Raw genomic sequence first — 12,765 nt, 5'->3', positions numbered from 1 at the left:
ATGGAAACAAACAGAATGCTATCGCTGCATAGTTGAACAGTGATGTTCAGCAGTGTTCAGCGTAAATGTATCAGAACCCCCTAGCCGATCCAGATTGAGCACTTCCTCTGGGAGCAACCCAAGGGCTAAGGGTCTGTCTGGGCTGAGGGATCCCACAAGCGCTATAATGCTGCTATTGCTGGCTCCTGCCGCTGTGGGGCTCGCCAAGCATCAACTTGACCAAGGGCGGGGTGAGCAGCAGGCAAAAGCTGGGCCGGATTTCGGAATGGAGACACTCTTAACTCAGTACCCAGGGCAGGTAACAGGCGTGATGGGGTCGAGTCGATAGGTGCAACAGAAAAGTGTGCCTCTTCGACCTAGCCCAGATCTAACCAGAAAATTTTACCCTGAGAAGGTGCTTCTTTCCGCGCGCAAACCCTGTCTTGTTGTGGACTATCGCTACGCGACGCTTTCGCGAACAGGCTGGGCCGCACAACTGGGGTTCTGCAATGGGCCAGCGTTCGATCTCCCGAGGCGGAGCCGTCTTGCTCCCTGAGCCTATCGATTGAGCCCATCCATGAATCTCCATGCAAACCTCACCGAATCCATTCATCCCATCCGATGAGTTTTCCTTCCAATCAGCAGAAGCCCCCCGCTGTACCCACCAGAGCCAGCATTGGGTAGTTCACATGCACTTAAACTCACCTCACCCATTGGAGAGGAAACAAAGCCAAGCGTCAAAGCAGAGCTGAGGGTAATGGACAGCCCCATGACGACTCGATCCTGGTTAAAGAAACTTAAGCGGATCCCGGCAAAAAGACAACACCTCGCCAGAATGAGGGTTCAACCCGTAACCGCGTGCCCTTGGGGCGGGGAGGGAAGTTAATGCCCAGGCAGATTGTCATTGCCGAGCAACATCGAGTGGCAGCCGTCTTCGCCGAAGATCAAGTGCAGGAGCTGATCGTCGCCAGCGGCGCTCACCAAGTGGGAGACGTTTACGTCGGAATCATCGAGAACGTTCTGCCCAGCATCGATGCCGCTTTCGTCAACATCGGCCCTGCAGAGCGCAATGGGTTTATCCACGTCAGCGACCTGGGCCCGCTGCGCCTCAAGCGAAGTCATGCCTCGATTTCTGAGCTGGTCTTGCCGCAGCAAAAGGTGCTGGTACAGGTGATGAAAGAGCCTACCGGCAACAAAGGGCCAAGGCTTACCGGAGATTTGGCCTTTCCGGGGCGGTATTTGGTGTTGCGACCCTACGGAAAAGGCGTTCATCTGTCCCGCCGCATCGAGGATCGAGAAGAGCGCAACCGTTTGAAATCCCTGGCCATTTTGATTAAACCCCCGCAGATGGGCCTGCTGGTGCGCACCGAAGCGGAAGGTGTGTCCGAAGAAGCGATGATCGACGACCTGGAGCAATTGAAGAAACTCTGGGAAGATATTCAACAGCAGTATCAGGCAGCACGGGGGCCGGGGCTACTCAACCGGGATGACGACTTTATTCAGCGGGTGCTGCGGGATGTTTACTCCGACGATGTGAACCGTATTGTGACCGACTCTGCGGCAGGAGCGAAGCGAGTCCGTAGCTATCTGCAGGGCTGGAACAAGGGCCAAATGCCCCCTGGTGTCGTTGTCGATGCCCACCGCGAGCCCACCCCCATTCTGGAGTATTTTCGGGTCAACGCGGTTATTCGGCAGGCGCTGCGGCCACGGGTGGATCTGCCCTCTGGTGGCTACATCATCATCGAGCCCACCGAGGCCCTGACGGTAATTGATGTTAACTCGGGCTCCTTCACCCAATCGGCCACTTCTCGGGAGACAGTGCTGTGGACAAACTGTGAGGCGGCTACCGAGATTGCCCGCCAACTGAGGCTGCGCAACATTGCCGGTGTGATTGTGGTGGACTTCATCGATATGGATTCCCGCCGCGACCAGTTGCTGGTTTTGGAGCATTTTAACAAGGCCCTCTCCAGCGACAAAGCTCGCCCACAGGTGGTCCAACTGTCGGAATTGGGGCTGGTGGAGCTCACCCGCAAACGGCAGGGGCAAAGCCTTTATGAGATCTTCGGCCATTCTTGCCCTACCTGTGAGGGGCTGGGGATCCTGGCCCGCTTGCCGGGGGCCGAGCCGGGACATCTCTTGACGATAGAAAGCGGCCTGACGGTAACGCTGCCCACCGAGGTGGAAGGAGGGGATGAGGAAGAGGCCGGCCCGATCCTGCCCCGCGATGGCAACTCCCAACGGGCGCGCCTGCGAGTGGGAAGCGATGGGCTGTCTCGAGGCGATAGCCGTGCGCTGCTGCGGCGGTCGCGATCTGCCCCCGGACAACGACGCCCCAGCCCGGATCCCTTTACGACTTCAGACGATCTGGAGGAAGAGCCACGGGTTGAAACGGGACGCAAGCGTCCCCGTGAAGACTGGGGGGATCCCCGCACTGGCCAGCGCCTCGTTGCTCGGAGCCTGGATACTCCTGTAGAAGAGGAAGCCCCAGAGCCGATGCAACTGCCAGGGGGCGGAGCAGACCTAAAGCGTCAAGAACCCCGCCGTTCTGGCCCTGGGGAAGAGGCAGAATCCGCCTCACGCAAAGATCACACTTCCCCAGCCCGCACCGTTCGCGCCAGCGGGACGGAGTCCTCAGAAGGCCGTCCGGCTCCGGTACGGCAAACCGTCACCGTGGAGATGACCCCGTTACAACAACGGGTCTACTCGGAGTTGGGGCTGTCGCCTCTGTTGCTGCTTGACCAGCCGCCGCCTTGGGGCCGAGACACGGCGGTTAGGGTGGTTCTGCCGGGAACTCTAGAGGCGGAAAGTCCGCCCAGGATGGAGACTGAGGCAACTTCTCAGACAGAGGAGTTTGCACCCGAACCGGATGCCTTGCAGGAGAAGGAGCTGCTGGACAACCTCTCTCCACCCGAACTTTCTGAACCCGAAATCCCTTCTGCTGAATCGTTCGTGCCAGCAGTGCAGAGCAGCTTGGCCGAGCCAGCCGCGGAACTGGGGATCAGCCCTGCCCAGCAATCTCCAGCAGCCTCCAGGCGACGGCGCTCCCGCAGCAGTTAGGCGCTGCTCTCAAGCCCAGGGGCAGGCATGGGAGTATGGTGGAGCGGGCAAGGCCGAGTTTGATCTGGGAGGGATCCCTTTGGCAGCAGGGGATCCTGCGAGTGGCGGGGGTGGATGAGGTGGGGCGGGGGGCCCTGGCCGGGCCGGTAGTGGCAGCGGCGGTGATTTTGCCCGCCCAGATGGATCCCAAAGCACTGGAGGGAGTGAGGGATTCCAAACAACTGCGTCCGCAGCAACGCGCTCAATGGGCGGAACGGATTCGGCAGGTGGCTTTGGCTGTGGGCGTTGGCAGTGCCTCTGCTGCTGAGATCGACCGGCTCAACATTCGCCAGGCCACGGTGCTGGCCATGCAGCGGGCTTTGGCCAAGTTGGATCCAATCGAACACATTTTGCTGGATGGATTGCCGCTGGCCGAGCTGGGATCCCGGCAAACGGCCCTGGTCAAGGGGGATCAAATCAGCCTCTCCATTGCCGCTGCTTCAGTTGTGGCCAAAGTCTGGCGAGATGCCTTGATGCAGAGCTGGGATCGGCAGTACCCCGGCTACGGCTGGCGCACCAACGCTGGCTATGGCACGCGGGAGCACCGACTGGCGTTGCAGAACTTGGGGCCCACCCCGCAGCACCGCCGCAGCTTTGCCCCCTTGGCAGAACTGAAAGTCAGCAGATATGATGGTTAATGCAGTTGCATTGCCCACGTAGCTCAGTGGACTAGAGCACTGGGTTCCGGTCCCAGGTGTCGGAGGTTCGAATCCTTTCGTGGGCGTCTTCAGGCATATAAGTTCAGCCATATAAGTGGGCAACATACTCTCCGTACCCGTTGTAGGGCAAGGTGGGAACGATTTGCCACTGGGAACGGGATCCGAAACCGATCAAGACTTCCTGCTCCTGTGACCAGCGGGGGTGGGGCACCCTAGGATCCACATTGGCCTCAAATCCATACTCCTCAGGGGCGAGGGTATTCCAAAACGTAGAGGGTTGATGATCCAAAAGCTCGATTTTGACGATGGATTTTCCCCCCTTAAAGCCATACTTCCAGGGAACTACCATGCGAATTGGCGCTCCGTGCTGTTTGGGCAACGGCTTGCCATAAACGCCGAGGGCAAAAAAGGCCAACTCGTTGGCCATTTCCTCGATCCGCAACCCTTCCGTGTAGGGCCAAGGCAAGTTGGGGGGCCAGATCGGGCCAGGCATAATTTCCGGATCGTAAAAGGAAGTGAAGCGGACAAATCGAGCCGTCGGCAAAGGATCCACCCGTTCCAGCAACAGCCGCATCGGAAAGCCCAACCACGGCACCACCATCGCCCAGGCTTCCACACAGCGAAAGCGATAGATGCGCTCTTCGAGGGGGAAGTTAAACAGATCTTCCAGGCCCAACCGCTGAGGATGCCGCACCAGCCCGGTAATCTCGACAGTCCAGGGATCCGTGGGCAAAGCCTGTGCAGCCCGCCAGACGCGCTTTCCGGAGCCAAACTCGTAAAAGTTGTTGTAACGAGCAGCTACAATCTCCTCGGTGACGGGCCTGCCCACATCCGAAAAGTGGGGGTTGAGTGGGATCCCCCTCAGCTCTCGTTCTACCGAGGGAGCAGCTCCCCTGCTGCCAAACCCAAAAATAGAAAAACTGGCTCCCACCCCAACGGATCCCAGTTGCGCTAGAAATTGCCGCCGGCTGAAAAACATCTCTTCTGGAGTGACCTGTGCCTCTCGTTGCCAGGGGTGAGGAACTCGGATCCCGAACATCCATCAGCCATCCTTTGATTCAGAGTCAGGGAAAAAGTCTGCCGCCCGAACTACTACATCCTAAATGAATTACTACATCCTAAACGGATCTAAGCCGACATTCCCCGAGCTCGTTTCCAGCGCTGCCCCATGTGTAGTCATTTCAAATGTAGTCATTTCAAACAGCAATGAAACGATTTGTTATGTCTGTCCCTGGCTCCCCTCTCCTTTTGACAGAGGGGTTGGGGGTGAGGGAAACCCTGCAGGCTGGGATGATCGGTGACGAAATCACGGTATAGCCGTGTTGGCTGAGTCCGTGCTGCTGGAAAAAAGTGTGGGGATCAGCTAAGGACTTGAGCTGGGCTCCGGCAAAACGTAGATGGACTCCACTTGCCGCCCTGCCGATGGCACTGCCTGGATGGTGCCCTTGTCGATGTGGTAAATGACTTTCTCCGCTTGCAACTGATTCTCCCCTTGGTTGATGATGACCTGGCCCTCCAGCTCAATGCGTTGCTCCTGGCTGTAATACACAGCTCTTTGGGCGCGGGCCGTAAGCCGCTCGGCAGGAAAACTGAGGGTGACATTGCCAATGGCCGTAAAAACCCCTGTGTTGGCGTTGGCCTCCTGCACATCGGCGCTGATGCTGATGGCACGGGGATTCTGACCCCAAGCCGGGATTCCAAGGGCCAGCACCACACCCACAGCCCAGCCCAGCGTCCCTAGCCGCTGCCAACCCTTCCGGTCAAACGCCATCTCCAAAGCCATGCCCCATCACCCCGTCAAACCACCACAGCAGCCAGTCTAGCCCGTCAATCCAGGTCACAATGGCGGGGGGCAGCCTATGGGTCCGTTCCCTTTCCCCCCTGGGGCAGAGCTTGGGCAAGCTGTCTTTCCAATTCGGCAACCCGCTGCATGAGCTGTCGGTTGGCTTCCAGCAGCTCCCGCGCCTGGCTGTTGAGATAGGGATCCGATTCCCACCAATTGATGCCGATCTCCTTGGCCTTATCCACCGAAGAAATCAGCAGGCGAATGCGCACATTCAGCAACTCCACATTGCCCACCGAAACGGTGATGTCTCCGGCGATCACAATGCCCTTGTCCAGCACCCGCTCCAGCACATCGGCCAGCGAGGAGCCATGAGTAGCCGTGGTCAAGGGTTGAGAGCTAATCGGCACAGAGTTCATCGACCTCCAAAGTGTACCAACAGGCAAAAGACTCAGCCAGGCAGTTGGTCTAGCAGATAATTCAGCAGCTGGGATCCCTCTTCATAGCGCTTGCCGGCTCGCGGCAACAGCACATCCGCACACAAAGCGCGAAAATCGGCATTCTCTTTGCTAACTGCCAGCTCATGTTCCTTGACAATGCGCCCGATCATCAAACAACTGCGCAGGCTGGGGTGGCGCGTCAGATCCAACTTGCGGCGAAAAGCCCGCACAATGTGGACGATCTTGAGGGCGTCGGGGCCGGATAAGCCTATTCGCGAGGTGAGAATCTCCTTTTCGGTCTCGATGTCCGGCTCCCCCATATCGATGGTGATCATCCGATCCAGCAGCGCATCTTGGGCCCTGTGAACCCCGGTATATTCCTCCGGGTTAGAGGTAAAAATGGCCCGGAACTGGGGATGCACCCGCAGATATTCCGAGCGGTTGCTGTCCGGCGGCAACACCAGCAGCCTCTCCTCCAAGGCACTCAGGAGAGCATTGTTGGCCTCAGGGCGGGAGCGATTGAACTCGTCGTAGATGAGGGTAAACCCCTCTCGGCAAGCCAAGGTGAGGCGGGCATCCACCCAGCGCTGCTGCACATCCTCCTCCGTCTTCACCACCGAGTGAATGAAGTTGTCCACCACCCGCCGATGGGTAAAACCGGTGCGCCCCCCGATGAGGTCGGAAGAATCGAAGCGGTCATCCCCATAGATCAGCATAATGGGACGGCCCAGCAGGCTGGCCAGGTGCATCGCCAAAGTGGTTTTGCCCGTACCCGAAGGCCCCCGCAAATGCACCGCAAAGCCCGATTGCAAATAGCGCAAAGCGCGGCGGGTAATCCGCTCAATGTAGGGGGTGTTCACGAACTGGCGGGGACGCGCCTGCAGAACCGTGGCCATGGAGATACTCAACCTCTTTGCTGCCCTAGACTCTTTTGCCTTGACTATAGCCCGGATGTTCTCCCTGCGCTCGGCACAACTAAACTGCGACCGTCCCCGACACCATGCGCCGCAGCGTAGCCAAGATTTCCGAGGGATCCACCCCCAGATCCACCGCGCCGCGGGCCAACAAATCCCGCACCCGTTCCCGATCCCCAATTACCTGCAGCAGGGTCAGGTTGGGATCCTGTGCTTGTAGGGCACTCACATAGTTGTTGACGTAAGCGAGGATGGGATCCGCTTGTTCCTCAGCCCTAGGCGGAACTTCAGGGGGTTCAGGCGTTATTAAACCCTCCGAGGGCTGGGGCTGGGGAACAGAGACGGGAGCAGGCGGCTCCACTGGGGCTTGGTCTTCGGCTATGGGCGTTGAGTCAGAGGCAGATATTGGCGCCTCACCGGCAATCTCAACGGAACTGCCAGAACCTTCACCGGAAATGGAGACCTCAGGTTCTGGGGCGAGGACAGGGATCCCATTGCCCCACACCTGCTTATGCAACTCCGCCCGGAAAGTGGCCAGGGATCCCCGCAGGGCCTGGGCCTGGGCTTGCTGTTCCTGAGCCATCTGAGCCAGCTCCTGTCGAGCCATTTGCCGGAGAGCCTGTACCCACTGCCGCAAATCGGCGCAAAAAGACTGCCGCGCTTGCTGAGTTTCGCCGGCCATCGCCTGCCGAGCCTGCGTATAGGTGCTCAGCAAATGCTCCACAGCCGCAGTCAAGTTAGCCCGGAAAGCCTGCAATTGCTGCCGGCTGACTTCCAATTGAGCAGCTCGTTCCTGCTCCAGGCGAGCCAGACTCTCTGCCACCGACTTGGCCCGCTGAGCCGCCGCTTCCGAACGGGAGCATTCGTCCAGGGATCGCCTCACAGCCCGCTCCTGCCTCAGTTTCTGCAATTGGCTGCGGGTTTGCTCCGTCTGGTGCCGTATTGCTTCTTGTCGTTGCTGGCGGCGCTGCCCCAGCTCAACCATCAGGGCTTGGTGCTGCTCTAGGCGCTGCTGCCGGGATCGGCTTAACAAACTTCGGTTTTGAGTCACCCGCCGGCTGCGAGCTATGGCCCATTGTTCCTGCAAACTCATGGTGTTCAATCCCTTACGTCGTGTTCAATGCTTGGGTGGATACAGCTTCTCTGCCTGTTCCCAACTCGATGGCACTGCCAACCTGTAGCTCAGTGCGGCTGCAAGACTCAATCCTCGAACAAAACCCGCAGAAGCAAGGCAGAGACCGGCGGTGGATCCCTGCCTCGCTTTCCGACGGCTAGCTTCCTACGCCTCCGCCCAGAGAGCATAACTCATCCAACCATTGCGATGCTCAAGGCGAGAGGGTTGTGGGCACTTTCCTTGGTTGAGTGATTTTGGTTAGGCAGATTTAGACGGCAGGAGCAGCAGCAGTAGCCGTCAGACCCACAGCCTCAGCGTACTTCAGGTAGGTTTCCACGGAAGCCACAACGACGCGGGCTTCAATGGCCAACAGCTCGATCCCAACCAAAGAAACACGCACCCAGGCATCGACCACGATACCTTTATCCAAGATGCGATCGATCACTTCGGCCAAGCTGGACGAGGAGTTCACTTTCTCTACTGCCATAACGATCTCTCCTGCACTGATACTGCTGATACTGATGAGGGTTGAAAAGGACAGACAACTCGGCGGCAAAATGGCATGTAGAAGGGATCCCAGCTGAGGATTCACCTTCCCTAGGGCGACAGCCGCACCCTCTATCACCCTAGCCCTATTGTGCTGGCTTTTTTCGGGGAGAACACCCGTAGATTCGCTTAAAAAAGACGGCGAACTCGAAAGGTTTACCGCTTTTCTAAGCGCCATCCCCCCTACATAGTACTCGCCAGCAGAAAAAATGGGCAAAGATGAGGGCGAGTTTTGAGCCCAAGTTGTGGAAGTGTGGTGGAGGGGCAGTGGGAAGCGGCAGGGATCCCCTATACTGGGGGCAGTGGGCTTGCTGACATACCGTTTCTCGCTGGCTGATAGGGCTGTCGTGACCGATTTCAACACCGGGATCCCGAGCGTGCGTCGCCTGCAGAAGGGGATCAAGGATCGAGAAACCTTCGAAATTAAGCTCAGTACGGGGGATGTCTTTGTCGGCCAGTTGCGCTGGCAGGATCCCGATTGCCTCTGTTTGGCCGATGCCGAGGGGCGGGAGTCGCTGCTGTGGCGGTCTGCCATTGCTTTCATCAAGGTCAGGCCTCAGTCTTAAGTACTGCTCCGGATCCCTGTACAGCTCTTCTTCCCAATTTTTGAATAAATCTTTACAACAACTCAGGGCTTTTCTGTCTCCCTCTGAGGGCAGTTTTCTCCAGTTGACCCACTCCTGCTGGGTTTTTGGAGCGGTTGACTACCCTGCCGTCGCCCTGAGTCTATCCCAAAGCCGTCCCCCATTGCTCCGCAACGCTGTTGCAACTGCGTCAGCGGGCCGTAGGCCTTGAGGACGAGGCTTTAGACCCAGTTTTTTGGTAAAAGTGCCAATTAAGAAGGGTATGATAAGGAGTGTTAAAAAATCTGATCTCTCCTCACCCAACCATGACGACTGCCCCCATTGAGATACCTCTTCAGCCTGCCGCCCAACGGCATAACCACTACAGCCGCGAAGACTTTTTTCGCTTTGACCTCTCCCAGGGATCCCTTGTGGACTGGACGGGTGCCCGCAATGTCTTGGTGAGCGAAGACTTTATTCTGGGCTTGCAGCAGGGCCTGGAAGAAGAAGTGGGAGATGCCTCAGCTTCTCTGATGTACACCATCGGTCAAGAGTGGGGACGCAACGATGCTGTCCATTTTTCCCGCTGGTTTGAGGAGGAATATCGGCGCCACCCCAAGCAGAGTAATCTAATGTTTCTCTTGGAAACCTGGTGGTGGCCTCTGACCTCCCAAGGATGGGGGCGCTGGGAGGTAGAAACCGAGAGTCGGCGGCAAGGGTTTATTTTCATCAACCTCTTTGACTCCGCCGTGGCCCGCACCCTGGGGGATGTGGGCAAACCTGTCTGTCATCTTTACGCCGGATTATTTGCCGGCTTTTTTAGCACCATGGTGGAACGGCAACTGAACTGCATCGAGATCCAGTGCTACTCCATGGGAGAAAGCTACTGCAAGTTTTTGCTCGGCAGCAAAGATCGCATTGATGCGGCTGCCTTCTGGCTGAACGAAGGGGCCAGTGCCAGCGAAATTGCCCAAAAATTGCGTTCAGGTCAGGGAGTAGCTAAGGCATGACCTGGAAGATTACTTTAGAGGATTCGGTGCAGAGCTTTTTTGCCCGTCTAAATTGGGATAACCGCCCCCTACAGATGCGCTCTCTGCCGATGCCTTTTCTGCAAGTGCGGGAGCATTTTGGTTCCATCCCCTGGGCGGGGGATCCCCTGAGTTTGGCTGCGCATTCTCTGGGATCCCTGTCGGCAGCACCAGAACCCGAGCCGGCAGAAGAACAGATCACCTTGGCAGATCTGTTCAGCTTGTTTTGAGTCTCCTAGCACCCACCGACCTCCGGGAGAAGCGAGATGGTAAGCCCCTTGGAGCAGATGCTGATCGAGTCGGAAGCCCGCTACCTCAAGCCAGAGGAGCTGGAGCATCTGAAGGCCTATGTTCTCGGCTGGCCAAAACGACAACATGTGTACCGAGTTTTGCGGGAACGGGAGAGCCAGGTGGTGAGCAAAACCCTAGATGCCCTGCAAAAGGAGATGCCCGACCTTTCTCCCCAAGTGTTGGATCTGTGCCGGCGACACCTGCTGTTGCTGCTGCGTCACAGCGCTATGGCCATGTTGCTGCAGGACGAAAACCTCCTGAAAGAGCGGCTGCTCGAGTGGATGGAGGAAGAGGTGCGCCTGTACGGACTGCAGAGGGTTTATGAGGTTGCCTATCGGATTTTCCAGCAGGAGTTGAGAGACCATCTGGCCCCTGGAGAGTTGGAGTTTATCCGCCCCTTAATCACCCAGGTACAGGTGGCCTTGCTGTTTTAGAGCTAGATACTTTTTTGCTTTTTGCATTTTTCGGTGCTAGAGCGCTCTATCTCAACTAGCCGGAGACTTCAGTGTCGTTGGAGTTAATGTTAGCGTTGTAGTAAATCTGCCCAAGGGGTATTCAATTGCTGGAGGGATCGCCATAAGATTTGGAGCGTAAACAACCGTTCTCCCAGCTCAACAACCAACGAACTGTCAACTGCACCCTGCTCCTATTTGGATGCTTAAAGCTCAATAACGACTTGGATTTGATAACCAGGGGATCCCTTATGACCGGCACTAGCTCTATCTCCAATGGCTCAGTCACCTTTGATCCCTACACGCCCGTTTTGGCCAACTACTACACACCCAGCGCTTATCTGCGAAGCGATTTGGAATCGGGCTTACTGGAAAGTCGCCACGGTGAACGTCTCTTGGCCCTTCCAGAAGCATTGCTGCGGGGCATCTACACGGGCCTGGAATACGAGACCGGCCAGGCTGCTCGTTTGGTATTGCGCAACTGTGGTCGGATGTGGGGCAAGGAGTTTTTCCGCCGTTTTGCCCAAGAACTCTCCGACTACTACCAGAAGCCTTTGGCCGAGCTGGAGATGGGCCTTTTCCTGCAAAGTCTGAGACAAGCTTGGAAAACTCATGGCTGGGGATTGATCGAGATCGACTGGACTTACAAAGATCAAGGAGTGCTGGTGGTGTCGATTCGCAATTCCCCCTTCGCTGCCGTCACGCCTCCCCATTTCAAGCGGCCGATGGGCTTTCTGGAGGCAGGGCTGTTGGCCACCTGGTTTAGCCAGCTAACCGGCCAGGATTTGCTCTGCGTGCAAACCGCCAGCGAGGCTTTGGGAGCAGAGAGCAATTTGTTTGTCGTAACCGCTGCTGCCCGCCTCAAAGAGGGAGAAGCCTGGGTGGACTCCGGCCTCAGCCACGAGCAGATCCTGGAAAAGCTCCTGCAGCCCAGCTAGGCGATGGGGGCTGGTTTTCCCCAGAGGGATGGGATCCCAACAGGGATGAGTCTGTATAATTTTCTGGAAGCAAGGCGAGCTCAAGCGCGCGAGGGTGTGGCCATTGGGGTGGCGAGTCAGAGCAATTCGGGGAGCCATCACCGTACCTACAAACAGTGCCGAGGCCATTGGCGCGGCGGTGGCTGAGCTGCTGGATACGCTAGAGCACCGCAACGCCCTCGATCCGGCTGAACTAGTCAGCGTTATTTTTTCCGTTACCCCTGATTTAAATGCAGCTTTTCCCGCCCAGTTTGCTCGTCGTCGCCCCGGTTGGGAGTCGGTGCCTCTGTTGGATGTGCAACAGATGGAGGTGAGCGGCGACTTACCCCGTTGCATTCGGGTTTTGATCCAGTTGAATACTCCACTTGCTCAAGCGGACATGCAGCATGTTTATCTGCGAGGTGCCCGCGAGTTAAGGCCAGATCTCAGCACTGTTTGATCGATCCATACAGCACCAGCACAGGGTTGACACTCTCACCGACTAAAGTCGGGGGATTTCTACACTGGAGGTGGGACAGTCTGTTGCCATGGGCAACATGGGGCATGATGGATCCCGGATTTGCCCCGCTTATTCTGGGGGAAAAGAATGGCTTAACTCAAGTTGATCCGGGTCGTATCACTACTGATTTGGGATGATTTGGGAAGGCGCAGAACATCCAGATTCACTCATAGACTTACTTGGACTTACAGTCATTTTAAACAGGTATGAAACATTTCCATCCAGCTCCCCTTTCTTTTTGGGAGATGGGGTGATGGCAGCGGCACAGAGCACTTGGGGGGCTTCTCAATTAGCTTAAAATGACTCTACTTAAGATAAGAGTAGATCTGAGAGCTCAAGGAGACAGCTTTTCTCGCAGACGGTTTTCCCACTGTTGCAGTTGCTCTTGGCGAGCGGCCACCTCTGCTTCGCGACGGCTCAGCTC

General features: G+C 57.2%; 14 protein-coding genes and 1 tRNA gene. 9 read left to right on the top strand and 6 right to left on the bottom strand.

Features of this window, described 5'->3' with window-relative positions:
* Window positions 1–864 precede the first annotated feature (864 nt).
* From NW834_RS11525 to NW834_RS11515, 3 genes are all read left to right on the top strand, one after another.
* The gene (locus NW834_RS11525; protein ID WP_414419029.1) at window positions 865–3,036 is read left to right on the top strand and encodes an Rne/Rng family ribonuclease; all 2,172 of its coding nucleotides are present in this window, start codon (window positions 865–867) and stop codon (window positions 3,034–3,036) included.
* Between the two features lie 35 nt (window positions 3,037–3,071).
* The gene (locus tag NW834_RS11520) at window positions 3,072–3,713 is read left to right on the top strand and encodes a ribonuclease HII (protein WP_414419028.1); all 642 of its coding nucleotides are present in this window, start codon (window positions 3,072–3,074) and stop codon (window positions 3,711–3,713) included.
* Window positions 3,714–3,725: 12 nt separating this feature from the next.
* Window positions 3,726–3,799, top strand: a tRNA-Arg gene (locus tag NW834_RS11515).
* Between the two features lie 17 nt (window positions 3,800–3,816).
* Here the strand turns inward: NW834_RS11515 and msrP are convergent.
* The 6 genes from msrP to gvpA form a co-directional block, all read right to left on the bottom strand.
* Entirely contained in the window at window positions 3,817–4,773 is a 957-nt protein-coding gene (gene msrP, locus NW834_RS11510; RefSeq protein WP_414343713.1) for a protein-methionine-sulfoxide reductase catalytic subunit MsrP, read from the bottom strand.
* A gap of 324 nt (window positions 4,774–5,097) precedes the next feature.
* Window positions 5,098–5,517 (bottom strand): LptA/OstA family protein, encoded by a 420-nt coding sequence (locus NW834_RS11505; protein WP_011433424.1) that lies wholly within the window; start codon window positions 5,515–5,517, stop codon window positions 5,098–5,100.
* A gap of 74 nt (window positions 5,518–5,591) precedes the next feature.
* Complete coding sequence (locus tag NW834_RS11500; protein WP_049749583.1) at window positions 5,592–5,936, bottom strand: gas vesicle protein; 345 nt, start codon at window positions 5,934–5,936, stop codon at window positions 5,592–5,594.
* 32 nt (window positions 5,937–5,968) lie between these two features.
* Window positions 5,969–6,853, bottom strand: a complete 885-nt coding sequence (gvpN, locus tag NW834_RS11495; protein ID WP_011433426.1) for a gas vesicle protein GvpN — start codon at window positions 6,851–6,853, stop codon at window positions 5,969–5,971.
* A gap of 79 nt (window positions 6,854–6,932) precedes the next feature.
* Window positions 6,933–7,964, bottom strand: a complete 1,032-nt coding sequence (gene gvpC / locus NW834_RS11490; protein ID WP_414426308.1) for a gas vesicle protein GvpC — start codon at window positions 7,962–7,964, stop codon at window positions 6,933–6,935.
* A 289-nt stretch (window positions 7,965–8,253) separates the two neighbouring features.
* Complete coding sequence (gvpA, locus tag NW834_RS11485; protein WP_011429717.1) at window positions 8,254–8,472, bottom strand: gas vesicle structural protein GvpA; 219 nt, start codon at window positions 8,470–8,472, stop codon at window positions 8,254–8,256.
* A gap of 406 nt (window positions 8,473–8,878) precedes the next feature.
* On the opposite strand from gvpA, the gene NW834_RS11480 reads away from it, so the two are divergent.
* From NW834_RS11480 to aroH, 6 genes are all read left to right on the top strand, one after another.
* Complete coding sequence (locus NW834_RS11480) at window positions 8,879–9,097, top strand: Hfq-related RNA-binding protein (RefSeq protein ID WP_414418419.1); 219 nt, start codon at window positions 8,879–8,881, stop codon at window positions 9,095–9,097.
* A 323-nt stretch (window positions 9,098–9,420) separates the two neighbouring features.
* Window positions 9,421–10,104 carry a V4R domain-containing protein gene (locus NW834_RS11475; RefSeq protein WP_414419026.1) on the top strand — a complete coding sequence of 228 codons (684 nt, stop codon included), beginning with the start codon at window positions 9,421–9,423 and terminating at the stop codon, window positions 10,102–10,104.
* Window positions 10,101–10,352, top strand: a complete 252-nt coding sequence (locus NW834_RS11470; RefSeq protein ID WP_414330906.1) for a hypothetical protein — start codon at window positions 10,101–10,103, stop codon at window positions 10,350–10,352. The genes NW834_RS11475 and NW834_RS11470 overlap by 4 nt, the downstream gene beginning before the upstream one ends.
* A 36-nt stretch (window positions 10,353–10,388) precedes the next feature.
* The gene (locus tag NW834_RS11465; protein WP_041436599.1) at window positions 10,389–10,847 is read left to right on the top strand and encodes a hypothetical protein; all 459 of its coding nucleotides are present in this window, start codon (window positions 10,389–10,391) and stop codon (window positions 10,845–10,847) included.
* Window positions 10,848–11,116: 269 nt separating this feature from the next.
* Window positions 11,117–11,803, top strand: a complete 687-nt coding sequence (locus NW834_RS11460) for a V4R domain-containing protein (RefSeq protein ID WP_414419025.1) — start codon at window positions 11,117–11,119, stop codon at window positions 11,801–11,803.
* A 103-nt stretch (window positions 11,804–11,906) separates the two neighbouring features.
* Complete coding sequence (aroH, locus tag NW834_RS11455; RefSeq protein WP_011433434.1) at window positions 11,907–12,281, top strand: chorismate mutase; 375 nt, start codon at window positions 11,907–11,909, stop codon at window positions 12,279–12,281.
* The last annotated feature ends 484 nt before the right edge of the window (window positions 12,282–12,765 follow it).

Source organism: Synechococcus sp. R60.1, assembly GCF_047461835.1.
Taxonomy (GTDB): domain Bacteria; phylum Cyanobacteriota; class Cyanobacteriia; order Thermostichales; family Thermostichaceae; genus Thermostichus.
This window is presented reverse-complemented; position numbering and strand designations above follow the sequence as displayed.

What these genes read in the sequence shown, in the direction of transcription:
- NW834_RS11525 (WP_414419029.1), top strand. Translation starts at nt 865, where the DNA reads ATGCCCAGGCAGATTGTCATTGCCGAGCAACATCGAGTGGCAGCCGTC.
- NW834_RS11520 (WP_414419028.1), top strand. Translation starts at nt 3,072, where the DNA reads ATGGTGGAGCGGGCAAGGCCGAGTTTGATCTGGGAGGGATCCCTTTGG.
- msrP (WP_414343713.1), bottom strand. Translation starts at nt 4,773, where the DNA reads ATGTTCGGGATCCGAGTTCCTCACCCCTGGCAACGAGAGGCACAGGTC.
- NW834_RS11505 (WP_011433424.1), bottom strand. Translation starts at nt 5,517, where the DNA reads ATGGCTTTGGAGATGGCGTTTGACCGGAAGGGTTGGCAGCGGCTAGGG.
- NW834_RS11500 (WP_049749583.1), bottom strand. Translation starts at nt 5,936, where the DNA reads ATGAACTCTGTGCCGATTAGCTCTCAACCCTTGACCACGGCTACTCAT.
- gvpN (WP_011433426.1), bottom strand. Translation starts at nt 6,853, where the DNA reads ATGGCCACGGTTCTGCAGGCGCGTCCCCGCCAGTTCGTGAACACCCCC.
- gvpC (WP_414426308.1), bottom strand. Translation starts at nt 7,964, where the DNA reads ATGAGTTTGCAGGAACAATGGGCCATAGCTCGCAGCCGGCGGGTGACT.
- gvpA (WP_011429717.1), bottom strand. Translation starts at nt 8,472, where the DNA reads ATGGCAGTAGAGAAAGTGAACTCCTCGTCCAGCTTGGCCGAAGTGATC.
- NW834_RS11475 (WP_414419026.1), top strand. Translation starts at nt 9,421, where the DNA reads ATGACGACTGCCCCCATTGAGATACCTCTTCAGCCTGCCGCCCAACGG.
- NW834_RS11470 (WP_414330906.1), top strand. Translation starts at nt 10,101, where the DNA reads ATGACCTGGAAGATTACTTTAGAGGATTCGGTGCAGAGCTTTTTTGCC.
- NW834_RS11465 (WP_041436599.1), top strand. Translation starts at nt 10,389, where the DNA reads ATGGTAAGCCCCTTGGAGCAGATGCTGATCGAGTCGGAAGCCCGCTAC.
- NW834_RS11460 (WP_414419025.1), top strand. Translation starts at nt 11,117, where the DNA reads ATGACCGGCACTAGCTCTATCTCCAATGGCTCAGTCACCTTTGATCCC.